Raw genomic sequence first — 21,661 nt, 5'->3', positions numbered from 1 at the left:
TTTGATCTGCATCCAGAGCAATCCACCAATAAAAACGACGAAACCTAGTACATAAGAAACCCAGAATTCTTTCGGCACCGATTTCTTGTCGTTGAAAAGCCACTCAGTGCCGCCAAGGTAAAGAGCAAAAGGTAAGGGGACAAGCAGAAATATCAATAGCGAGATTAAAAAGGCTTTCCATTTTTAGGCTCGCTCTTACCGCTTCTCTCTTTATTCTTACTATCCTTTCCAAGGCTCTTATGCATGATGGCTGATGTGACCTTCCATTGCAGTGACTTTAAAACTGGACGCTTCTATTTCTGCGTGACCTCTGGCAATTGTGAAGAGGTCGTGGGATAGGACGGCTGGGCGCCGGCGCTGGTGGCGGCGAAGGCGCCGACGCGGGCGGCGAAGGTGGCGGCATCGACAAGCGTGGCGCCTTCAAGGAGCTTGGTGCAAAAAGCACCGGCAAAGGCATCGCCGGCGCCGGTGGTATCGACTGCGGTGATCTGTGGGGTGGGGATGTCCGTGTTGGAATCGGGCGTTGCTACGTAGGCGCCTTCGGCCCCGAGGGTCAGCACCACCGATTTAAAGCCGGCGGAGACAAGGCGGTGGGCGAGCTCGCGCGGGGTGCCGGTGGAAGAAAGGCCCAGTTGCTCAAGGATGAGGCCAGCCTCGTGCTCGTTGGCCATGAGGGGATCGGCCTGCAGGAGGGCGTCGCGGTCCACCTCGATGACCGGGGCGAGGTTGACGACCACGCGCCCTTGAGCGGCATCGACGGCGGCTTTGAAACCGGACGCGGGGATTTCGCCCTGGAGCAAGACCACGTCCGCATCGGCGATGGTGGATTGGCGGGCGGTGACGAAGGGGGCATCGACAAGAGCGTTGGCGCCGGGGGAGATGACGATGGTGTTTTCCCCATCGGCGGAGACCGTGATGACCGCCAAGCCGGTAGTGGTATCGGACTGTTCCACCGCGCTGAGATCGATGCCGGAGCTGTGCATGTAGTGCATGGCGGGCTCGGCGTAGGGATCGGAACCGACCGCGCCGACGAAAGCTACATTGGCGCCCAATTGCGCAGCGGCGACCGCTTGGTTCGCGCCCTTGCCGCCAGCGAGGATCTCGCCGCCGGAGCCCAGCAGCGTTTCGCCGGGGTGCGGGTGGCGTTCGGCATGGACAATAAGGTCAGCATTAATCGAGCCGACGACGGTGAGTTTGCTCATTGGAAATCCTCCTATGAATCGGATTCTACGGTGAATGCAGTGGACATGCGGGGGATATATCGCGTATCGATTATCGATCCTTGAGGCGGGCGCTTATTTTTGATGGCCGCGATGAGTTCTGCGGTGGCTATCTTGCCCATGTGGTCGACGTTTTGGTCCACTACGGATATGGGCGCCGGCTGGAAGCGCAGGTAAATGAAGTCATCGAAACCGACGAGTGCGACTTCCTCTCCAATGGCCTTGCCGGAATTATGACAGGCTTCTAATGCGCCTGCAGTCATCATCGAGTCAGCGGCAACGATGGCCGTGACCCCTGCATTAAGTAGTTCGATCGCGCCCTTATATCCCTCGCGGTGCCGGAAGCTGCCGTGGTGAATGTGGATATCAAGGTCGCGGGCTGCTTCTGCGAATACAGAGAGGCGCTGCCTGCCGGTAGAGGTTTCTTGGGGGCCGGAAAGATAGCCAATCGAGGTATGGCCTTTGTCCTTGAGCTGCGCAATTGCCTTATGCATTCCCGGACCAGGATCAGAAATCACGGCGGGAAATTCTCCCAGTGTTCGGTCAATCAATAGCAACGGCCGATGGGAATGGGCCTGGCGGATGGCGTCTTCTGTGCCATCGAAGGGAACAGTAATTATTCCATCAACCTGCCGCTGCGTGAGGGCATCGAGGGCGCGTTCCAAACGCGCAGGATCCTCGCCGCAGCTGGTAATCATGGTGGCGACACCGTGAGCATTAGCTTCTTGTTCAATTGCGGCGGCCATGGCGGCGAAATACGAGTTATCCAGGCTTGGTATGACGAGGCCGATGGCGTTGGACCGTGCGTTGCGCAGCGCGCGTGCCTGGGCATTTGGGCGGTAATTGAGCTGTTCGGCTGCTTGTTTTACGCGCCTGCGGGTGGCTGCGGAAATAGCTGGATTTCCTGCCAGCGCGCGCGAGGCGGTGGAAATGGACACCCCAGCTGCGGCGGCTACGTGCTTGAGGGTGGTTGCGGCCAATTCGGCTCCTAGGGTTAGAGCAGCTTCGATGGGTCGTGCAATCGATTGCACACTTGTGTCTCAATCTACGGTTCAGTACCTGTGTCTGTCAAGGGTTCGCGCCGGTCTAAGCTAATGTGCATGGAAGATTCCCCGCGCGATCCGCTCCTTGTTTTGGGCTCTCGTGTTACCCACGGTCATCCGGGCGCCATGCTGCGGTCTCGTTTGGATAAGACGCTTGAGCTCTATTCTGGGCAGACAGTTATCGTCTCTGGCTGCGGGGAAGCGGGCGCGATGGCTGAGTACCTCATCAAGCGAGGCGTTGATCCTGGGAATGTGCTTGTGGAACCGGCTGCTACCAGTACAAATGAAAATTTAGAAAACGCACATAGCCTTGCACCAGATGCCGTATTGCAGGTGGTCACCAACGATTTCCATGCCCTGCGCACCACATTGTGGGCCTGGCATTTGGGCATTGCGATTAATGTTCACCCCGCGCGCACGCCGTGGCTGTCGATGCCGCGCAATTACCTACGCGAGGTTGCGGCGACCCCGCATTCCGCAGCGCGAATCCTGTGGCGGCGACTGCGGAGGTAACCGAGGCTACACTGCCTTGAGCGCCTTGCTGATCCCGCTTTGCAAGGTAGGCCGCGATTGCTTCATGGGGTGCGCAATGGCGCGCAGCCCCATATACGCAATCTGATCGGCGGCGCGATTGAGCGGATCCCCGGCATGACCGAGCACACGGCGAATATCCACTTCGCAGGTGCCTTCTAGATCGCCCCAGGCCTGTTGGAATCGGGAGCGCGCACTAGACGAGACACCGCGCCACCTGCGTCCCGGCCGTGCCGCCTTCGAGCCTTTCTTGTGCACAATGTGGTTGACAGCATCCAATGCCGCAACAGAATCGGATTCGATCACGGCCTTCGTCGCACCTACCTTGAGCAGGTACTTTAAGGCGAGCGTGAGCGCTTCTAACTCCAGTTCATCCGTGCTAGCTTTCGTCTCGCGGGTGTGCAGGCGGTAGTCACCGTTTCCCGCCACGAAACACATCGACCCCTTGAATACGGTATCGGAGGAAGCATCGGTAGCGATGCGCACCACCGCGCCCGTCGGCCAGGATGTCGTATGCGAGAAATTCGGCCACCATTTCGCCTCTGGCGTTTCGACCTTGTTTGCTTCCTTCTTCTTCGGGGCCTCGCCCAGCTTGCGGGCCTTCCGCGCGGTCAAGCCAGCTTGTTTGCGGCGTGCGGAGCTCGCGCTTGCCGATGCCCGATTCTCCCCCGCAAAGCTCCCCGTCACCGTATAGCCGCGCTTCTCGAGTGCCGATCGCAGCGCATTTTGCCTGCGACCAGTGACAATCCAGGTACGTCCATCGATTCCGCGCAGGGCGCGCTGTAGCTCGCTAACTGCAACTTTGACGATATCGCCCTTTTTGATCTGGCCTTTGCGTACAAAGCGTGCCTGCGGAGTGTTGACCGCGATGACCCAGCCCTCGATGGTTCCGTCCTCCGCTGAGTCCCAGCGTTCGTCCCACAGGGCGATCGCCACATGGACCGGCGCAGACACCATGTCCTTGGTGATTTTGCGGGTGCCGTAGGTACGCGATTGCGTGCCGGTGAGTGCTGAGAGCTCGAGGGGTTCCATTGGTTCTAGTAAATCACGCCCCATTCCAGCGGTGAGCTGCACGCGCCTGATGTGGACTCGATTCGTGACTGTTCGCGATAGTTTTAGGACTCGTTGCGGCCCCTCCCGCAACAGTGCAACAAAGAGCTGTCCACTGGGCTGCTCAAAGGGCTCTTCAGGATGCCTTGCATAAGCTGCTTCAAGAAGCTCTGCAACCGGCTGCTCAAAGGCCTCTTCCGGAAGCGTGGCAACGGGCAGTGAGAAAGCCGTTTCAGGATGCTCCGAAAGTGCAGGGTCTTATGCAATATTTGAAGAAGATTTGCGATATTTGAGGAGCGAGTTTGCTCAGTTATTGCAGTGGAGGTTGACCATAGGAGGCTGACCTTCCAACCCTGACCAAAGCGACCGACTACCTATCCTTCGCAAAAGGTACTAGTCGCCCGTTCCGTGGGATTAGACCCGTTCAATGCGGATGCCCAGCGGGGAGCTCAGAATATGACCATTTGGAGCATCACGCTCAGCAGTTTCTCTAGGAAGCAGCGAAGATAAAGAGCATGTTAAATCATGAGTTAATTAATCTTCGCTATGCAGGTTCAACTAGTCCTTACTATCCCGCGCTGTACACGGGCGAATTAAAGCGAGTCGCTCCATGGATTGCAGTGAAAACAACGACGTGGGAAAGCTGGCCATGGCATAAGCAACAGCTTGCCCTTACTTTAGCGGCCGGCTTAAGTGCGCACCGCGCGTCATTGGTGGCTAAGTCAGCTGCGCGTATTTGGGGAATTTGGGTGATTCCCAGGAGAAAAGAGCTCGTTGAGCTCGCTTCACCTTCAGGAAGCATTCCACCGCACACGCAGTGGCCGCGAAAGTATTACCGAATGTCACGTATAGGGGAGACATCGGTAGAAAGGTCCGGGGTTCGGGTGACTAATCCGGCACGAACGTGCTTGGATATCGCTAGGTTACATGGGTTTCCGGAGGGGCTTGTAGCGGTCGATTCCGCATTGCGTGCGGGCCTAGTTTCGATAGAAGATCTGAAGGAAACTCGGGCAGCAATGGCTCGGATGAAGGGGCCTATCCCCATGAGAATGGTGGTGGAGCATGCGTATGCCGGTTCTGAATCACCGTACGAGTCGCTGTTGCGGGCGTTGATTATTGAAAGGATTCCCACGGCCACTGTGTACCCACAATTTCGTGTATTGGGAAAGTACCGGGCTGACTTATGTATCGATGGGTGGCTCATTATCGAGGTCGACGGGGATACCAAGTACGACGGTACTTATGGGAAAGCACCGGAAACAGTGGTCAAGGAACAGATGCGCAGGCAACGAGAAATCGAAAATCAGCAATTTAGCGTATTGAGATTCGGGCCAAAAGAGCTGGTCAATGAGCCGAATAGGGTAGTGGAGACAATAGTTGAATACCTGGGGCGAAAGGCGGGAAAAGTAGCGTAGATCACCCCCGAAGCACCCCTAGCTATAGATGTTGTTGAACAACCTCCGCAATAACAATTATGATGATGCGAATCACATTTAAGAGAGACCGGCGTCACGAAAGGTGAAACTAGTGAGTGCTGAAAAACAAGTTTCCGCCTCGGCACAGGCGGATGCGCAGGCGGATGCGAAAACCCCGCCCAAGGGCATTGGCGCCATGGCGGGCGCCATGTTCCTCATGGCTACCTCGGCCATTGGCCCGGGCTTTTTGACCCAGACTTCGGTCTTTACCGTCCAGATGGGCGCTTCTTTTGCCTTCGCTATCGCGCTGTCCATCTTGGTGGACATTGCCATCCAGCTTAATGTGTGGCGCGTGCTCTGCGTGACGGGAATGCGCGCCAATACCTTGGGCAATACCGTCCTGCCCGGATTGGGCTGGGTGCTCGCAGGCTTCGTCTTTTTCGGCGGGGCGATTTTTAATATCGGGAATATCGCCGGCGCAGGCTTGGGCCTGAACGCGATGCTGGGCATCGATGCCCGTATCGGTGGCGTCATTGCGGCGGCGATTGCGGTGTTCATCTTCCTCTCCCGCCGCGCTGGAATGGCGCTGGACCGCCTTGTGGCCGCCTTGGGCGCGGTAATGATCCTGCTTATGTTGTATGTGGCCATCGTCAGCCAGCCGCCGGTAGGGGAGGCGCTTAAGAATACCGTCGCGCCGGGTGAAATCGATTTCTTCGTCATCACCACCATCATCGGCGGCACCGTCGGCGGCTATATCACTTTTGCCGGCGCGCACCGGTTGATCGATGCGGGCTTATCCGGCGTTGAAAACGTCAAGAACATTACGCGGACTTCCGTCAGCGGCATCATCGTCACCGGTATTATGCGCATGCTGCTCTTCTTGGCGGTATTGGGCGTGGTAGCTACCGGCGTCACGCTAAAAGAAAATAATACTGCCGCCGATGCCTTCTACCACGCAGCTGGTGAATTCGGCCTCCGCGCATTCGGCATGGTGCTCTTTGCCGCAGGCCTTTCTTCCGTCATCGGTGCCGCTTATACCTCGGTATCCTTCGTGACCACCCAGGAAACTTCGTCCCGGACCCGCAATATCTTCACCGTCATCTTCATTACGGTTTGTACGATCATTTTTGTACTAATCAACTCCGCGCCGCAAAAGCTCTTGATCTTCGCCGGTGCGATTAACGGGCTCATCCTTCCCATCGGCTTCGCGCTGGTGATGTGGGTGGCCTGGCGCCGCAAGGACCTGCTGCAAGGTTATAAGTACCCAAAGTGGCTGCTTATCCTTGGCAGCCTGGTCTGGTTGCTCACCATCTTCATCGGTCTCCGAGCAGTCTCAGGAATCACGGCGATATGGGCATAATGCATACGCCAGAAGAGGTGCGCGAGTTTGCGCGCACCCACGAGATGACCACCACCGCCGGGCACGCGCGAGGCTACATGCAGGCCAACCTGCTCTCGCTGCCCAGCGCATACGCCTTCGACTTCCTGCTTTTCGCCCAGCGCAACCCCAAGCCGTGCCCCATCGTCGGCGTGCTTGAGGCAGGCCAGTACACCTCGGATCTGCTACCTGGCGGCGATATCCGCACCGATATCCCGGCCTATCGCATCTTTGAGCATGGTGAGCACACGGCCACGCTTGCCGATGCCACCTCCCATTACACCCCTGACATGGTCAGCTTCCTTATCGGCTGCTCGTTTACCTTTGAAACAGCGCTGGTGGATGCGGGCATAGAGATCGCGCATATCAAACAGCAACGCAATGTGCCGATGTACCGGACGAATATTCCTACTACTCCTGCGGGCGTATTTTCCGGACCGATGGTGGTATCGATGCGCCCGATTCCGGCATCGCAGGTCTCCGATGCGGTGCGCATTACCTCCCGCTATCCATCCGTGCATGGCGCGCCGGTGCACGTGGGGGACCCAGCGGCTATCGGCATTGCGGATTTAGCGCACCCAGACTTTGGTGATGCGGTGGATATTCCAGAAGGTTGCTTGCCCGTCTTTTGGGCGTGTGGGGTCACCCCGCAAGCCATCGTGATGGATTCAAAGCCGGAGCTGGCCATTTCCCATGCGCCGGGCAAGATGCTGGTGACCAATGCCCGCGATGCGGAGTACCTCATCCCTTAGGCATTGTCCCCGCTACTTTCTTAGTCCGTGAAGGACAAGATGGTATCGCAGGTTTCTAAGAGGCTATCGCGCAAGCGCGTGGTGGCCTCTTCGCGTTTTCCCTCCGCGATGAGCGTGGCCACATCAACGTTGCCTTGAATGTGCTCGGCGTGCAGCTGTGGGTAGCGGGGGATGACCAATAAGAAGGTAAGCCGCATGCGCGCGAGCAGGTTGCTCATCTGCTCATCCAAGGTGGGAGAATCAAGTCCTGCTACCAGTGTTTGGTGGAAGAGCTGGTTAATGGAGGAGACTTCCTGGTGTTTATCGCGCCTTGCGCATTCGAAGGCGGAGGATGCGAGGGAGATGAGCGAGGGGGCATCGGCAAATGCGCCCCACCGTACGGCGGCCGGCTCGATGGCGGCGCGGGCGGCGAATAAATCGCGGATATAGGCGGCATCCGGGGTGGCGATGAAGACGCCGCGGTGGGGGATGCGTTCAACCAGGCGCTCGGCTGCGAGCGTGGTGAAGGCCTCGCGGAGGGTATTGCGGGAGCAACCGAATTGCTCGGCCACCTTTACCTCGCTGAGTTGCTCGCCGGGCTGAAAATTGCCGGCCGACATCTCTTGGCGCAAAGCGGTGGCGACGGACTGGGAAAGCATGCCCCTCACCTTACTGAATGGGTGAGGCGTCAACGGTCATTCCGTATGACTTAAAGATCTAAAAGTTCTAAAGAGGCGGCGAAGTTCTAAAAGATCTAAATGGAAGGTCTGGCATAGTGATTCCGGATAAGAATCCTTTTCGCCCCAGTTTTGGCGCGTCGCCGGTGTAGCTGGCTGGGCGCGAATTTGAAATCAGCTCGTTTAACTATGGGCTCGTGGGTGGCGTGGGCGCCATGCAGCGTGCCTTGCTGGTCAGCGGTACTCGCGGGGTGGGCAAAACCGTGCTGCTCAATGAGTTCGAAGAATCCGCGCGCCGCCTAGGGTGTGTTGTTATCCGCGCCTATGCGGATGCCCAGATGGTAGCGCAGCTGCGCGATTCCACGATTCCGGAAGCCATCGAGGAGCTGGACTATACGGAGAAGACGGGCCGCAAGATCACGGGATTCTCTGTGGCGGGCGTGGGATCTGTGACGACACAATTGCCCCACAACCAGGCCCAGCCCAGCTTGGTCTCGCGGCTGCGTAGCCTCTTGAAGGCCGCGCGTGCGCATGATGCTGGCGTCTTGTTGACTGTCGATGAGGTGCAAGCGGCTTCCGTGGATGAGCTTGCGCAGCTTGCCACCGCCATCCAGGATCTCATTCGGGGCGAGTACGATATCGCCTTCGCCGCCGCGGGATTGACCTTCGGGGTAGAAGAACTATTGGACCACGAGGGCACCACCTCTTAGCGCCGCGCTCAAAGGCTGGATTTGGGGCTGCTTGATGATGCCACCGTAGCTGAGACCCTGCATAGCACCGCCACCGCGGCTGGGCGCGGTTTCAGCGAGCGCGCTTTGGAAGAGGCGACCGCATTGGTGCAGGGGTATCCGTACCTAATGCAGTTGGTCGGCGCTTTGGCGTGGACCCATGCGGTACTCGATGGCGCGCGAGATTCCAGCGCATATGGGCAACTAGGTGCACAAGATTGCGTTGAAGAATGTTCCTGACGCCCAGCGCGCTTTTCTCAACGCCATGGCGGAGCTGGAAGCCGAACACGGACCTGATATTCCCACCGGTGCCATCGCGGCGCACCTGGGCAAGACTCCCAATGCCATTTCCATGGCCCGCAAGCTGCTTTTAGAACGCGATCTCATCGCCAGTCACCGCTATGGAACCGTGCGCTTTCTCTTGCCCTACCTGGGTGAGTATCTGCGCGGCCAAGCACCCAGGTAGGCAGCACGCGCTAGTCGATGGTCGCAATCACCGTCGCGGAATCCAGGCGGTCGCCCTCCTTAGCGAGGATCTTGATGGTGCCGCCGCGCGGGGCCTTGATGGCAGATTCCATCTTCATGGCCTCGACCGTGGCGATGGAATCGCCCTCGGAGACGCTATCGCCATCGGATACATTCCAGGCCACGAGGTTGGCCTCGAAGGGGGAGGTGACCGCGTTATCGTCGGTGGACTGCGCCCCGGCCGTCGAGGGAGCGGTGGCACCAGAACCGTCCGCGCCGCCCGCACCAGCGCCGGCACCGGCACCGGCGCCTGCGAGGAAGTCCATGGGCACGCCGATATTGACGAGCTTGCCATCGATTTCCACCGCGACCGTCCGGCGCTTGGTATAGATAGCCTCGACCTTGTCTACCTGGTTGGCGGCAGAAGGCCGGTAGTTGTGGTCGAGCCAGTCAGTAAAGACGCCGATTTCGCTGGCGCCGGCATCGGCCTCAGCGGAAGACGCAGTGCCAATAAGTGCTGGCTCGTCCATCATGTCGCGGTGGAAGGGCAGCACGGTGCGCACGCCGGAGACGTCAAACTCGCGCAGCGCCTGGCGCGAGCGGGCGAGGGCTACCTCGCGCGTGGGGCCCCACACGATGAGCTTGGCAATGAGCGAGTCATAGTACGGCGGGATAATGGATCCCGAGCGGACAGCCGAATCGACGCGGATGCCGGGGCCAGTGGGCGGCTCGAAGGAGACGATGGTGCCGGGGCAGGGGGCAAAACCGTTGAGGATGTCTTCGGCATTGATGCGGAACTCAAAGGCGTGGCCGGTGGAATCCGGATCCTCAGAGATAGACAGGGGCTCGCCTGCGGCGATGCGGAATTGCTCGGCGATGATATCGGTGCCGGTCACGACCTCGGTTACGGGGTGTTCGACTTGGACGCGGGTATTGACCTCCAAAAAGGAGATGGTGCCGTCCTCGGAAACGATGTATTCCACGGTGCCGGCGCCGGTATAGCCCACGTGGGAACAGATGGAGCGCGCGCCTTCGATGATGCCGGTGCGCTGGGCATCGGAAAGCGCGGGCGCCGGGGCCTCCTCGATGAGCTTTTGGAAGCGGCGCTGGGTGGAGCAATCGCGGGTGCCCAGCACGCGGACGTTGCCATGGGTATCCGCCAAGACCTGCGCCTCCACGTGGCGCGGGTGGGTCAGGAACTTCTCCACGTAGCACTCGGCGCGGCCGAAGGCCTCCATGGCCTCGCGCCCGGCGGAGTTAAACGCGCCCTCGATCTCATCCATGGAGTCCACGACCTTAAGGCCGCGCCCGCCGCCGCCATAAGCGGCCTTGATGGCAATGGGTAGGCCATGTTCCTCGGCAAAGGCGCGGGCCTCCTGCCAATCATCGATGGGATCTGAGGTGCCCGGAGCCAGGGGCGCGCCGACCTCCTCGGCCACGCGGCGGGCGGCAATCTTATCGCCCAACAGCTCGATGGATTCCGGCGATGGGCCGATCCACACCATGCCGGCATCGGTGACGGTGCGGGCAAAGTCGGCGTTTTCGGAGAGGAAACCGTAGCCCGGGTGGATGGCATCGGCGCCAGCGCGCACGGCGATATCCAGCAGCGCCGGGATATTCATGTAAGTATCGGCGGCGGTATTGCCGGGCAGCGCATAGGCTTCATCGGCAACCTGGGTGTGCAGGGCACCGGCATCGGCCTCGGAATAAATGGCGACGGACTTAATGCCTAAGTCGCGGGCCACGCGGGCAATGCGCACGGCGATTTCGCCGCGGTTAGCAATGAGGACGGTTTTAATCTGCATTTTCTTCTCCAGTATTTAAAGCTTGAGGTGTCACGAGGCGGAAGGTCACGCGCGCGCCGGGCGGGAGCTGCGCGGCGATGTCGATATCTTCTTCCAAGACGGTGGCGATGACGGGATAGCCGCCGGTGACGGCATGGTCGCGCAGGAAGACCACCGGCTTGCCATTCGGCGGGATCTGGATGGAGCCGGCCACCATTCCCTCGGAGGGCAACTCGCCGTCTTTCACGCGTTGCACGGTGATGTCCCCATCTGCGGAGGCTTCAGAAGCCTCCGCGCCGTCTTTCGCCCCGGAAAGCCTGAGGCCAACGCGGTTGGAATCAGAGGAAACGACCCATTCGGTATCCAGGAAGGTAGAGATATTATCGCCAAACCAGTCATCGCGCGGACCCAGCACGCAGCGCAGCGTCGCGCGCGTTTTGCCAGTGGAATCGGCGGATACGCGCAGAGGATTGACCAATTGCGCATCCGTCATGCCGGTCGAGCGCGGCAGCACGCCGATGACATCGCCAGTGGTGACGGGATCGGGGCCGAGGCCAGAAAGGACGTCGGTGGCAGAGGACCCAAGCTCGGATTCGGCAATGATGCCGCCGCGGATGGCCACGTAGTTGCGCATGCCCACCGTTGCGGCACCGACTGTCACGGTCTGGCCGGCGGTAACGAGCACCGGGCGGGCGAGGTGCACGGGCATCTCACCCAGGCGGACGCGGGCGGTGGCGCCGGTAACGCAGATGACGGTATCGGTCAGCGCGCGCAGCTTAATGCCGCCGATATTTTCTAGCACCGTCGCACCCCGCGGATTGCCCACGGCGACATTCGCGGTTGCCGCGGCGGCGTGATCGGCGGCACCGGAGGGTGTTACGCCAAGGTCGCCTACGCCGGGGCGGCCAAGGTCTTGAAAAAGCGTGAGCAGGCCGGCATCGAGGACCTCCATGCGGGGCAGGCGGGCCGGCGAGCGCTTGGATTCCGCGCTGCGATCCACCAAGTCCGGCAGCTCGTCCACGGCGCGGTAGCGCACGCGGTCACCGGGCTGCACCAGCGTGGGTGGGTTAGCGTGCGAATCCCACATCGGGGTATTGGTGGTGCCGAGCAACTGCCAGCCACCTGGGGAAACGCGCGGGTAGACCGCGGAGAACTCGCCCGCGATGCCTACGGCGCCAGCCGGAACGGCGGTGCGCGGATCGGAGCGGCGGGACACGGCCTTGGCCTGGGCAGGATCGGAGGGCGCGCAGTAGGTAAAGCCGGGAGCAAAGCCGCCAAAGGCGGCAGTCCACTCGGTAGAGGTATGCCAGTCAATCAAGGCCTCGCGCGACATGCCGAGGAGCTCGGCGGCGGCGTCGACATCTTCGCCATCGTAAAGCACGTCGATGTCTACCGTGCGCGCCTCTTTTGCGGTAGCGGCGGCAGGGGAGAAGTCCGTCAGGAACTCTGCGGCCGCGCGCGCGGAATTGGGCGCCTCAAAGGTAATGAGCAATGTGGTGGCAGCGGCAATGCAATCCACCTGGTTCTTGAGCGGTTTAGCAGACAGCGCAGCATGCCACGCCATGACCTGCTCGAGCCCGTCTAAATCAACGAGCAGGGCGCGGGTGCCAACGAAGTGAATATGCGGCATTAGATAAAGCTCCGAATGTCGATTCCTTCCGCGCTGAGGCGCTCGACCACACCGCGCAGCAATTTCACGGATCCCGGTGAATCACCGTGGGTGCACACGGATTGGGCATCGACATCGAGCGTCGTGCCGTCGATGGCGGTAATGGATCCGGTTTGGGCGACTTCTAGCACGCGCTTGACGACATCCCCTTCATCCCCCAATACCGCATTGTCCTGCTTGCGTGAGACCAGCGTGCCATCGGGGTTGTAATTACGGTCCGCAAATGCCTCGCGGATGACGGTGAGGCCTTGCGATTCTGCAATATCGACCGCGCGGCCGCCCGGCAGCAGCATCACAGGTAGATCCCCGAAGGCCTTAATGCCCGCGATGACACCCTTGGCCTGTGCCTCGTCCTTGACGATGGTGTTGTACATCGCCCCATGCGGCTTCACGTAGGACACCCGTGTGCCGTTGGCGCGCGCCAGCGCGTCAAGCGCACCAATTTGGTAGGTGACCTCGTCCGCGAGCTCCGCCGCGTTGTAGTCGATGAAGCGGCGGCCGAAGCCGGCTGGATCGTTATAGCCCACGTGTGCACCGACCGTCACTCCCGCACGCGCCGCGGCCTCAAGGGTCTGGGCAATGGAGTGTGGGTCACCGGCGTGGAAGCCGGTGGCGACATTGGCGGAGGAGACCATCTCCAGCATCGCAGCATCATCAGCTACCGGGTTGCCAGCGGTGGTTTCACCCAAGTCCGCGTTGAGATCAATGTGGAGCGAAGCCATTCAACACCGTCCTTAATTGTTGAACAATAAGTGTGAATCTAAGTGTAACCCGTGCCACTGTCATTTGTGAAGGCGGTTACGTTTTCGGGGGCGTGGTATCGGTGGAACAGCTCCTTGCTGGGCAGGCTGAGGCCAAGGTAGAAGACTAAGACTCCACGGCGGCTTGTGGCTCGATTTGGAGGGCAGAGGCGATAACCTCTTCTGCTTCTTCGCGGGAGTTGGCCGCGTGCAGTTGAGCACGGAAATCTTCCTTCATGATGGCGCGGGCGAGGGTGGACAGCAGCTTCAAGTGCTGTTTCCCAGCGTCATCGGGAACGGCGATGAGGAACGCTAAGCTCGTGGGTCCTTCTCCGGTGCCCCAGGTGATGCCACCTTCGGGAAGCCGGGCGAAGGCCAGCGTCGGTGTGGTAACCCCAGCGGAACGAGCGTGCGGGATGGCCACACCGTGGCCCACGCCGGTGGAGTGTTGGGACTCGCGGGCAAGGGCGGCATCGGCAACCGCAGCGGCGTCGCTAATGCGGCCATCGGCTGCGGCGAGGGAAACGAGCGACTTGATGACGGCCTCGGAGTCATTACCGAGTGGCTCATCGAGGCTGATGGTAGAGGTACCGAGAAGCGGGAGCACTGTGGGCTCCTCCGTGTTCTCCTCTGTTTCCGGGGAGCGTTGGGTCAGGCGAATGAGCAGGAGCATGAGCGCGGCACACACGGCAACGCCGCAGAGCATGGACAGGAAGAACCAGGCCACCTGATCCACCGCGCCGAGAACGGCGACGATGGGGCCGCCGTGCATGACATGATCTCGGACGCCAAACGCGCCGGCCATGGCACCGGCGACGGCACCGCCCACCACGTTGGCCGGGATGACCTGCAGGGGGCGCGCCGCGGCCAAGGGAATGGCGCCTTCGGTGATGCCGAAAAATCCCATAAATAGTGCGGCGATACCGGAGTCCTTTTCCGCCTTATTGAACCAACCGCGGCGCAGGAGGGTAGCCACGCCCACGGCGAGCGGCGGAACCGCAATCGCGGCGGCGGCCATACCCATCGGGGCGGCATTTCCCGCGGCGATCATGCCGCCGCCAAACAGGAAAGCAGTCTTATTGAAGGGCCCGCCCATATCGAAGGCGATCATCGCGCCGATGATAAGTCCCAGCACAATCGCAGACGAGCCCTGCAGCCCGCCGAGGTATTCGGTCATGGCTTCAAAGGCGGTGGCAATCGGCGCGCCGATGAAATAGATGAAGGCTAGGCCCACTATCAGCGTGGTGAAAATCGGGATGACGATAATCGGCCAAATCGGCGCGATGAATTTGTGCACCGGAATCTTCTTGATCGCAAGGGCCACGTAGCCGGAGAGAATACCGGTGACGATACCTCCCAAGAATCCGGCGCCAGCCTCGGACCCGTACAGCGAACCGGTTGTGGCGATGAGCCCGGTAATAAGGCCCGGTGCCAACCCCGGCCTATCCGCGATGCCAACAGCAATGTAGCCCGACAAGACCGGCACCATCAGCGAAAATGCCAGGCCACCGAGCTCATTGAGCGTATTCCAGAAGCTATCTTCAGGAATCGACAGTCCTTCCGGCGTGGGCGTGCCACCCAATGACAGCGCCACGGCGATGAGCAATCCGCCGGTAACCACGAAGGGAATCATGTGGGAAACGCCGTTCATCAGCGCCTTGTACATGGTCTGCCCAATACCGCGCAGCCCAGCATCTTCCGCGGTGTCCTCTGCCTCGCTTGCCGATGTCCCCTTATCCTCCCCCTTCCACTCTGCCGCCTCCAAGGACTTGGTCAACAGCTGCTCGGGGTGCTTGATGGCCTCGTCCACGCCGGTGGCCACCAAGCGCTTGCCGTGGAATCGGTCCTTTGTGATGACGGTATCGGCACCGATGACAATGGCATCGGCTTGCTCAATGTCTTGTGCGCTGAAGTTGCCCTCCACGCCGATGGAACCGTGCGTTTCAATCTTGATGCGGTAGCCCAACTTCTCGGCGGCGGCCTCTAAGTTCTCGGCGGCCATATAGGTATGGGCGATACCCGTTGGGCAAGCCGTGATGGCGAGAATGAAAGGCGAAGAATCTGATGTGCTCATACTCTTATTAAAGGCACCCGGTTAAACGAGCACAAGAGAATTGGAAGGTTCTTTGCGCAGGGGCCGGCGTGCAAGGGCCCTATGCGCAACCTCCTCTATGCAGGGTCCGATGTACGGGAGCTAATGTGCAGGGTCCTATGCGCAACCTCCTGTGTGCAGTGTCCGATGTGCAACCTCCTCTGCATCAACTGAAGGCGCGATGCGATTTTTGAAGGGCGAGTTTGCTCAAACTGTGCAAAGGACCTATAGCATCGCGGAGATCGCACAAGCGCTGACCGGCGGTACCCTAGAAACAGAACTAGAACTAGAAACAGAACCGAAACCGCCCGCACTTGGGGAGCACGAATGAATCGTGCCCACTTGAAACGAAGAAAGCCGCATCGTGAGTACAGCATCGCCGGATAATATCCTGCTCTACCTGCCGGAAAAGCAGGAAGAGCAGATTCGGGAGATCTTTGCAGGTCTGGCCGAGCGCGGATTCCCCGTGCAAAACCAGCGCCCGCATATTACGGTGACCTTCGCGCAGGAGATGGATCCCCACGTTGTTGAGCTTGCTGCGGAGCTTTTACCGGCGGTTATTCCGGCGACGTTTCGGCGCGTGGGAAATGTCATCTTCGGCACCAAGCGGAAACGAACCGTGGCGTGGTTATTAGAAACTAGCGATGAACTCGAAATGGCAGCGCGGAAGATTAGCGCCGCCAACCCTGAGGGGCGCGGTCCGCGCTGGACCCCGCACTTGACGATGGGCCTGCGTTTACCGCGCGAGGATGTGGGTGGCTATTTAACCGCGATGGATGAACTGACGTCCTCGCACTTCAAGGAACTTAACGCAGTAGAAGCTGCATATTGGCGCCCGCGCACACAAGAAAAGACGGTGCTAGCGGGAGGCTAGCCAGCGCGAAATCGATTTAACGTATTGCGTATATACATCTAATACTCGCGGGATTGAATTGGAGACGATTCCCAAGTCTACTTCAACGTAGTGGTGAGTAATGACATTGCGCAAAGCCAGACTCTTATAGAAATCTTGCTCCAGGTCGGCGGGTAAAACGCCCGCGCGGATGAGATCTTCGAAACCGCGACGGCTACTAGAGTCCGCAACGTTTAAGGTCGTTGCCGCAATGTGTTGGTTAATATCCGTGGCAAGATCGATTACTTGCTGCAGCATGAAAAACACGGCATACATTTGTGAAAGGTCAGAGCGCAGTTCTTTCGCATCTGAATCCCGGTATTTTTCAAGCTCGCCAAGTATGCGCCGGAGGGAGACAAGCCTTTTGCGGATAGTGTCTGATTGGAAATCCCGTGGACTCATGACATTAAGCTCCTGAGCTCGAACTCGCGACGGTACGCCGTATTGATGTACTCCCGTGCCGCCATCATTTGCAGCGTTCCATACTTGGAATTGGACGGATCGACCAAGAGCTCGCACTTTTGCAGAGCTTCATGTTGCGCCACCGTGTCTGCGGTATCCAGGCACATGAGATCGATGCCGTCGCCATAGCGGGCGTAAAACGCCGTGGCAACGTCGAGCACGTTGGGACGCTCAGCTTTTGCGCGCGAGAAATCGACCGAATAGGCAAGGTCAACATCATTAGCATTGGTGGCATCTACGTGCGCGCTGCCAAAAAGAACCAGCAGGTCAATGCCGGTATCCAAGCAGAATGACTCCAAGGAGCCGTCATCGGCCTCAGCGCGCAACCGCGCGGCAAGCTGTGCTGGAGTGCTCATAACGATCACCTTACCAACGACGTCAGCAGGCAGAGACGCGCAGAATTGCGGTGTGCTTAAAGCAGTGCCTGAATTTCGCGGGCGACGCGTAAGACGGTGAGATCCTGGCCCGGCTTGCCGATGACCTGCACCGCATCACCCACTTCCGTGGTGTCCCTCGTGCGCAGTGGGATAGTGATCGCCGGCCAACCCAACACATTGAAAGGCTCGGTCCAGCGGCGCAGGCTGGCGGCGGAGTCGGCAGTATTTTCTGCAGTGATGTCGTCCCATTTGATGGGGCCGGCGTCGAGGGTGGGGGTGAGGATGATGGGGGAGGCATCGAAAAGCGTTAGTGCTTCCTCGCGCAACTCCTCTACCTGCTGCGCTGCAGCGTCGTAGTCTGCCTGAGAAATATCCTGCCCGCCGAGGACGCGCTCCAAGATGACATCCTGGTACTTATCCCGCTGGTCAAGGTAGGGCTGGTGGACGTCATAAGCCTCCTTGAGGCGCATCGGAGCGTAGAGCTTCGCGGTGGTAGCGAGGGTGGATTCGAGCTGGGAGTAATCGAGGTCCTCCACGGCGGTGAACGTGGAATCCTGCAGCGCAGACAGCAGACCAGCAAAGCGCTCACCTTTGGTTTGCAACGCAGAGACATCGATGGTGGATACAGTCTTGGCCGGAGTGGGTGCCTCATCCACCGTGGCTAGCAGGGCCTGCTCGATGAGCTCGATGGAGCTGGCGAAGAAACCGATGCAATCGAAGCTCGGCGCGAAGGGGAAGACGCCATCGAGCGGGATCGTACCGGTGGTGGGCTTAAAACCGAGGACGCCCTGGCTGGCGGCCGGGACGCGCACGGAACCGGCGCTATCGGAACCCACCGTGAGATCTAGCGCCTTGCACGCAACCAGCGCCGCCGACCCAGAGCTGGATCCGCCGCCGCAGACCTGTGGATCGCGAGGATTGGTCACGCGCCCATACGCGGAGGCGTCACCCAAGATGCCATAGGAAAACTCCTGGAGGTTGGCCTTGGCAACGGGAATCGCGCCGGCATCCATTAGCCGCTGTGCCACCGTGGCATTCTTGGTCGGAGCCGGTCCCATATTCACGTTGGTGCCACAGGTCGTTGGCACCCCGGCGATATCCACGATGTCTTTAAAGGCCATGGGTAATCCGCGCAGTGTAAGTGCAGTATCTACGGCATCCTCATCAAAAGGAATGGTGGAAATCACCGCGTTAAAATCTTGCTGTGCCTGGGTCAGGCGGTCAGAAATTGAAGGCATGGCGGGGCGAATTCCTTTCCACGACGGTTTATACCGTTTACGGGGTGAGTTGCTGCTTTCCAGGGTACAGCTGGTGAGCACAGAGGAATTGAAGCTGCGCCGCACGATGAGACCGTGGCAGTCTTCACCGACCAAAAGTAGGCTCGAGACATGACGCAAAAAATTATTCTGGACTGCGATCCCGGCCACGATGATGCGGTGGCTTTGCTCCTGGCCATGGGGAACCCGGACATTGATTTGCTGGGCATTACCACCGTCGGCGGCAATCAGACCTTGGACAAAGTCGCCCGCAATGCGCTGGTGGTCAAGGAGATCGCCGGCCACCCAGAGATTCCGGTCTACGCCGGCTGCGATCGCCCGCTCGTGCGCCCCGTAGAAGTTGCTGAGTCCATCCACGGCTCCACCGGCATGGATGTTAATGGCGTCGAGCTTCCGGACCCAAGCACCGCGCTTGCCGATGCCCACGCCATCGACTTCATCATCGACACCATCATGGCCCACGAACCCGGCACCATTACCTTGGTTCCAACGGGTCCGTTGACCAATATCGCTATGGCCGCGCGCAAAGAACCGCGCATCGTAGAGCGTGTCAAAGAGGTTGTGCTTATGGGCGGCGGCTACCACGAAGGCAATTGGTCCCCAGTCGCCGAATTCAATATCAAGATCGATCCTGAAGCAGCACATATCGTCTTCGAAGAGCCGTGGCCAGTCACGATGGTGGGGCTAGATCTCACCCACCAGGCATTGGCCACCGCCGAGGTCGAAGCCGAAATTAAGGCCTTAAATACGCCTGTCTCGGACTTTGTTGTCGGCCTCTTCGGTTTCTTCCGCGAGGCGTATCAGCAAAACCAAGGCTTTACGGATCCTCCGGTTCATGACCCTTGCACCATCGCCTACCTCATCGATCCGAGCATCGTGCAAACTCGCAAGGCACCCGTTCACGTTGAGCTCGCCGGCGCACTTACCACCGGTATGACCGTGACTGACCTGCGGGAGCCCGCCGATGACACTTGCCATACTCAGGTCGCTACCAAGCTGGACCATGCGGGCTTCTGGAAATTGGTAACCGAGGCCCTTAAAAATCTCGGCTAGACCACATACTGCGGTCAAAACCGAAAAACAGCCACATTATCGCCTCTGAATCACTAGTCTCAGGCCATAACGTGGCTGTTTTGTACTCTTGTATTCACTTCGTCTGGCATTGTGCTCTTTCAGAGAGTCTTTAAGCAATTTCGTGAGATTCTTTTTGAAAGGAACCGATATTTGGCGCCACAAGCATAAGTGCTTTCTCACGAAACTCTCGAATTGAGGTTTCTAGACCAATGCCAGCGAAAGTTACAGGGTGCCCATCGAGAAAGAACGATAACGTCTCATCCGCTTGGTTTTGTCCCGTGGAAGCATAAAGCATGATGCCCTGAGCGGTTTCCCATTCCTCGCTGAAGGTTTCTTGGCTGCGTAAGTATGCGTAAAGCTGATAAAGATGAGAGCTTTTAATAGATTCGTTTCCTACGCGATTCTCAGTGAACAAATGCGTGAACTTGGCATCAATAACTGTAATTTCACCTTCTGGTGATCGCAGAATGATATCTGTCTGCATACTCGGTAAATAGCTGGGAGCTTGTTGAACATTCCAATTTAAGCGTTTACCGCTGCTTACTTTCCAGCCGAAAGGGCTGAGATGGTAATGGAACAGGCCGAATAGAGCTTTTTCGAACAGCTTGCGGAGTTCGTCTTGCGTGAAGTGTTTTCTGCTGAACCGAGGAAGGGCGTCGTTTCCGCGAGTGGGCACGGCTAGTTCCAGAAGCAGTTTAGCCACGGCAACTGGTTTCTTATCTGCAGGAGAAAGCCTGGCACGAGGAAAAGCCGCCGTTTTTGGCTCGGGAACCCCCATTTGAGCAAGTCTTTGACCCAGTATCTTGCACCGGTGCGCAGCGTCACCACTACCTACCTTTGACAGGATATGTCCTGCATACTCGAGGGCGTAACGAAGGAATCGGTTAACTTCGCTATTGATGGTTAGTTCATTGAACTCACAAGCAATGAGACCCTTTTCTAAGAGTTGGTGGCGGGCGGTTTCATACATGTTTATTCGGCCTCGCACCCGGGTTATATTTCGTTCGGTGAGGGTAAAGCCGATGCTCAATTCTCTCCGAAAGCGCCTTTCTACAACGTCACACAGCATTGTTCCGATGAGCTCTGGAAGCTCAACTCCCGCTTCTTCCACGGAGGAATTGGATATGTGTCCATCAATGAAAGTCTGTGAAGCGTATAGCTGGAGCATCCATACACTACGGATCGGAACGTATATGTCCTCCGGTTTTATGGAACTATCCTGTGAGGACATCGAGGGCCTGCTCGCGCTTCGAAGGATTATCGAACCAGTATTCCCCTATGAGCGGCTTAAGATCCGAGGTCACTACCTGGTTAAACCACTCAATAGTGGCTTCGTAAGAACTGTCTGTTAGCTTTCGGCGCGGAGTAACAAAGCTATGTCCGATGAGGTAATCATCACCAAGATTGAAATCATCGCGGATTAGTTGATTAACCTCCTCGATCCTCCGGGCAATTTCGATGAGTGCTTGGCCATTGCGATTACGGTTGGAAACACAGAAATTGCGCCAGGTGGAGCCCAATTGTGGAACGAGATTTACGAAGGCGAACCTGCGGCGTAAAGCCATATCTACCATGGCAAGTGACCTGTCCGCTTGGTTCATAGTGCCGATGACATAAAAGTTATCGGGTAGGAAGATTGCTTCTCCTTCCTGGCTATAAAGCGTGGTAAGTGCATTTTCGGGGTTTCTCTTATCAGCTTCTAAGAGGGTGAGCATCTCTCCAAAAATTTGCGCTGGATTGCCGCGGTTAATCTCTTCAATTACCACTACGTGTGGATTGGAGTCGTTTTCCTTAGCCTTTTCTACCGCATGGAGGAACGGTCCGTCTCTCAGTTCAAGCTTTCCATTGCTGCTGGGGCGAAAGCCTTGAACGAAGTCCTCATATGAAGTAGAAGGATGGAACTGAACAGAAGTGACTAGGGTTGCGTCCAGTAGCGTGGTGTATCTGTAACTGACGGTGGGCCCCTTATGAATGAGGCCGGCGACCACCGTAGTACCTTTCGATTCCGTAACCACACTTCCTCGAAAGGGATAACCACGATGGCCGCTAGCCCATA

At 58.5% G+C, this 21,661-nt stretch carries 21 protein-coding genes; 8 read left to right on the top strand and 13 right to left on the bottom strand.

What is annotated here, in order from left to right; genetic code table 11:
* Window positions 1–293 precede the first annotated feature (293 nt).
* Window positions 294–1,202: a ribokinase gene (locus tag ABRP66_RS00105; RefSeq protein ID WP_284781817.1), complete on the bottom strand. Its 909-nt coding sequence runs from the start codon at window positions 1,200–1,202 to the stop codon at window positions 294–296.
* A gap of 11 nt (window positions 1,203–1,213) precedes the next feature.
* Entirely contained in the window at window positions 1,214–2,200 is a 987-nt protein-coding gene (locus ABRP66_RS00100) for a LacI family DNA-binding transcriptional regulator (RefSeq protein ID WP_284781816.1), read from the bottom strand.
* Window positions 2,201–2,320: 120 nt separating this feature from the next.
* Here ABRP66_RS00100 and ABRP66_RS00095 point away from each other — a divergent pair, with 120 nt between their 5' ends.
* A complete protein-coding gene (locus tag ABRP66_RS00095) occupies window positions 2,321–2,776 on the top strand; it encodes a YdcF family protein (protein WP_284781814.1) in 456 nt (151 codons plus the stop codon).
* Between the two features lie 6 nt (window positions 2,777–2,782).
* On the opposite strand, the gene ABRP66_RS00090 is transcribed toward ABRP66_RS00095, so the two are convergent.
* Window positions 2,783–3,826 (bottom strand): RNase H family protein, encoded by a 1,044-nt coding sequence (locus ABRP66_RS00090; RefSeq protein WP_284784459.1) that lies wholly within the window; start codon window positions 3,824–3,826, stop codon window positions 2,783–2,785.
* A 1,034-nt stretch (window positions 3,827–4,860) separates the two neighbouring features.
* Between ABRP66_RS00090 and ABRP66_RS00085 the strand changes: the two genes are divergently transcribed.
* The 3 genes from ABRP66_RS00085 to ABRP66_RS00075 all read left to right on the top strand — a co-directional run bounded on the left by ABRP66_RS00085 (window position 4,861) and on the right by ABRP66_RS00075 (window position 7,389).
* On the top strand, window positions 4,861–5,259 hold the full coding sequence (locus ABRP66_RS00085) for an endonuclease domain-containing protein (RefSeq protein ID WP_284770065.1): 399 nt from the start codon (window positions 4,861–4,863) through the stop codon (window positions 5,257–5,259).
* Window positions 5,260–5,455: 196 nt separating this feature from the next.
* Window positions 5,456–6,619 (top strand): NRAMP family divalent metal transporter, encoded by a 1,164-nt coding sequence (locus tag ABRP66_RS00080; protein ID WP_284781960.1) that lies wholly within the window; start codon window positions 5,456–5,458, stop codon window positions 6,617–6,619.
* On the top strand, window positions 6,610–7,389 hold the full coding sequence (locus ABRP66_RS00075; RefSeq protein WP_284781809.1) for a putative hydro-lyase: 780 nt from the start codon (window positions 6,610–6,612) through the stop codon (window positions 7,387–7,389). The genes ABRP66_RS00080 and ABRP66_RS00075 overlap by 10 nt, the downstream gene beginning before the upstream one ends.
* Window positions 7,390–7,409: 20 nt before the next feature.
* On the opposite strand, the gene ABRP66_RS00070 is transcribed toward ABRP66_RS00075, so the two are convergent.
* The gene (locus ABRP66_RS00070; RefSeq protein ID WP_284781807.1) at window positions 7,410–8,027 is read right to left on the bottom strand and encodes a GntR family transcriptional regulator; all 618 of its coding nucleotides are present in this window, start codon (window positions 8,025–8,027) and stop codon (window positions 7,410–7,412) included.
* A gap of 215 nt (window positions 8,028–8,242) precedes the next feature.
* Between ABRP66_RS00070 and ABRP66_RS00065 the strand changes: the two genes are divergently transcribed.
* Both ABRP66_RS00065 and ABRP66_RS00060 read left to right on the top strand, forming a co-directional pair.
* Window positions 8,243–8,755 (top strand): ATP-binding protein, encoded by a 513-nt coding sequence (locus ABRP66_RS00065; protein WP_284784461.1) that lies wholly within the window; start codon window positions 8,243–8,245, stop codon window positions 8,753–8,755.
* A gap of 241 nt (window positions 8,756–8,996) precedes the next feature.
* Entirely contained in the window at window positions 8,997–9,239 is a 243-nt protein-coding gene (locus ABRP66_RS00060; protein ID WP_284770061.1) for a DUF8462 domain-containing protein, read from the top strand.
* A gap of 10 nt (window positions 9,240–9,249) precedes the next feature.
* Here the strand turns inward: ABRP66_RS00060 and ABRP66_RS00055 are convergent, their stop codons facing one another.
* The 4 genes from ABRP66_RS00055 to ABRP66_RS00040 all read right to left on the bottom strand — a co-directional run bounded on the left by ABRP66_RS00055 (window position 9,250) and on the right by ABRP66_RS00040 (window position 15,505).
* Complete coding sequence (locus ABRP66_RS00055; RefSeq protein WP_284770060.1) at window positions 9,250–11,043, bottom strand: ATP-binding protein; 1,794 nt, start codon at window positions 11,041–11,043, stop codon at window positions 9,250–9,252.
* Window positions 11,033–12,652, bottom strand: a complete 1,620-nt coding sequence (locus ABRP66_RS00050) for a 5-oxoprolinase subunit B/C family protein (protein WP_349838152.1) — start codon at window positions 12,650–12,652, stop codon at window positions 11,033–11,035. Before ABRP66_RS00050 ends, ABRP66_RS00055 begins: the two co-directional genes overlap by 11 nt.
* Window positions 12,652–13,413 carry a LamB/YcsF family protein gene (locus ABRP66_RS00045; protein ID WP_284781803.1) on the bottom strand — a complete coding sequence of 254 codons (762 nt, stop codon included), beginning with the start codon at window positions 13,411–13,413 and terminating at the stop codon, window positions 12,652–12,654. Before ABRP66_RS00045 ends, ABRP66_RS00050 begins: the two co-directional genes overlap by 1 nt.
* 145 nt (window positions 13,414–13,558) lie before the next feature.
* Window positions 13,559–15,505 carry a fructose-specific PTS transporter subunit EIIC gene (locus tag ABRP66_RS00040; protein WP_284781801.1) on the bottom strand — a complete coding sequence of 649 codons (1,947 nt, stop codon included), beginning with the start codon at window positions 15,503–15,505 and terminating at the stop codon, window positions 13,559–13,561.
* Between the two features lie 382 nt (window positions 15,506–15,887).
* Between ABRP66_RS00040 and ABRP66_RS00035 the strand changes: the two genes are divergently transcribed.
* Window positions 15,888–16,397: a 2'-5' RNA ligase family protein gene (locus tag ABRP66_RS00035; protein ID WP_284852105.1), complete on the top strand. Its 510-nt coding sequence runs from the start codon at window positions 15,888–15,890 to the stop codon at window positions 16,395–16,397.
* On the opposite strand, the gene hepT is transcribed toward ABRP66_RS00035, so the two are convergent.
* Genes hepT through ABRP66_RS00020 form a run of 3 tightly spaced genes read right to left on the bottom strand, consistent with a single transcriptional unit; the run spans window position 16,383 to window position 18,492 of the window.
* Window positions 16,383–16,817: a type VII toxin-antitoxin system HepT family RNase toxin gene (gene hepT, locus ABRP66_RS00030; RefSeq protein WP_284781798.1), complete on the bottom strand. Its 435-nt coding sequence runs from the start codon at window positions 16,815–16,817 to the stop codon at window positions 16,383–16,385. The genes ABRP66_RS00035 and hepT overlap by 15 nt on opposite strands.
* The gene (locus ABRP66_RS00025; protein ID WP_284781797.1) at window positions 16,814–17,233 is read right to left on the bottom strand and encodes a hypothetical protein; all 420 of its coding nucleotides are present in this window, start codon (window positions 17,231–17,233) and stop codon (window positions 16,814–16,816) included. The genes hepT and ABRP66_RS00025 overlap by 4 nt, the downstream gene beginning before the upstream one ends.
* Window positions 17,234–17,289: 56 nt before the next feature.
* Window positions 17,290–18,492, bottom strand: coding sequence for an amidase (locus ABRP66_RS00020; RefSeq protein WP_284781794.1), 1,203 nt, complete (start codon window positions 18,490–18,492; stop codon window positions 17,290–17,292).
* Window positions 18,493–18,642: 150 nt separating this feature from the next.
* Here ABRP66_RS00020 and uriH point away from each other — a divergent pair, with 150 nt between their 5' ends.
* A complete protein-coding gene (gene uriH / locus ABRP66_RS00015; protein WP_284781792.1) occupies window positions 18,643–19,584 on the top strand; it encodes a uridine-preferring nucleoside hydrolase UriH in 942 nt (313 codons plus the stop codon).
* A gap of 130 nt (window positions 19,585–19,714) precedes the next feature.
* On the opposite strand, the gene ABRP66_RS00010 is transcribed toward uriH, so the two are convergent.
* Both ABRP66_RS00010 and ABRP66_RS00005 read right to left on the bottom strand, forming a co-directional pair.
* Entirely contained in the window at window positions 19,715–20,836 is a 1,122-nt protein-coding gene (locus ABRP66_RS00010; RefSeq protein WP_284781790.1) for a 5-methylcytosine restriction system specificity protein McrC, read from the bottom strand.
* The coding region (locus tag ABRP66_RS00005; protein ID WP_349838151.1) for an McrB family protein at window positions 20,820–21,661 on the bottom strand (842 nt) is incomplete at its 5' end. The genes ABRP66_RS00005 and ABRP66_RS00010, both read right to left, overlap by 17 nt.

This window comes from Corynebacterium sp. KPL2680 (genome assembly GCF_040225675.1).
In the GTDB taxonomy this organism is placed as follows: Bacteria; Actinomycetota; Actinomycetes; order Mycobacteriales; family Mycobacteriaceae; genus Corynebacterium; species Corynebacterium rhinophilum.
Note: the sequence above shows the minus strand (reverse complement) of the source record. Positions and strands in the feature narration are given on the sequence as shown.

Excerpts from the sequence above, each read along its gene's own strand:
- ABRP66_RS00105 (WP_284781817.1), bottom strand. The coding sequence starts at position 1,202 with ATGAGCAAACTCACCGTCGTCGGCTCGATTAATGCTGACCTTATTGTC.
- ABRP66_RS00095 (WP_284781814.1), top strand. The coding sequence starts at position 2,321 with ATGGAAGATTCCCCGCGCGATCCGCTCCTTGTTTTGGGCTCTCGTGTT.
- ABRP66_RS00090 (WP_284784459.1), bottom strand. The coding sequence starts at position 3,826 with ATGGAACCCCTCGAGCTCTCAGCACTCACCGGCACGCAATCGCGTACC.
- ABRP66_RS00085 (WP_284770065.1), top strand. The coding sequence starts at position 4,861 with ATGGCTCGGATGAAGGGGCCTATCCCCATGAGAATGGTGGTGGAGCAT.
- ABRP66_RS00080 (WP_284781960.1), top strand. The coding sequence starts at position 5,456 with ATGGCGGGCGCCATGTTCCTCATGGCTACCTCGGCCATTGGCCCGGGC.
- ABRP66_RS00075 (WP_284781809.1), top strand. The coding sequence starts at position 6,610 with ATGGGCATAATGCATACGCCAGAAGAGGTGCGCGAGTTTGCGCGCACC.
- ABRP66_RS00070 (WP_284781807.1), bottom strand. The coding sequence starts at position 8,027 with ATGCTTTCCCAGTCCGTCGCCACCGCTTTGCGCCAAGAGATGTCGGCC.
- ABRP66_RS00055 (WP_284770060.1), bottom strand. The coding sequence starts at position 11,043 with ATGCAGATTAAAACCGTCCTCATTGCTAACCGCGGCGAAATCGCCGTG.
- ABRP66_RS00050 (WP_349838152.1), bottom strand. The coding sequence starts at position 12,652 with ATGCCGCATATTCACTTCGTTGGCACCCGCGCCCTGCTCGTTGATTTA.
- ABRP66_RS00045 (WP_284781803.1), bottom strand. The coding sequence starts at position 13,413 with ATGGCTTCGCTCCACATTGATCTCAACGCGGACTTGGGTGAAACCACC.
- ABRP66_RS00040 (WP_284781801.1), bottom strand. The coding sequence starts at position 15,505 with ATGAGCACATCAGATTCTTCGCCTTTCATTCTCGCCATCACGGCTTGC.
- hepT (WP_284781798.1), bottom strand. The coding sequence starts at position 16,817 with ATGAGTCCACGGGATTTCCAATCAGACACTATCCGCAAAAGGCTTGTC.
- ABRP66_RS00025 (WP_284781797.1), bottom strand. The coding sequence starts at position 17,233 with ATGAGCACTCCAGCACAGCTTGCCGCGCGGTTGCGCGCTGAGGCCGAT.
- ABRP66_RS00020 (WP_284781794.1), bottom strand. The coding sequence starts at position 18,492 with ATGCCTTCAATTTCTGACCGCCTGACCCAGGCACAGCAAGATTTTAAC.
- uriH (WP_284781792.1), top strand. The coding sequence starts at position 18,643 with ATGACGCAAAAAATTATTCTGGACTGCGATCCCGGCCACGATGATGCG.
- ABRP66_RS00010 (WP_284781790.1), bottom strand. The coding sequence starts at position 20,836 with ATGTCCTCACAGGATAGTTCCATAAAACCGGAGGACATATACGTTCCG.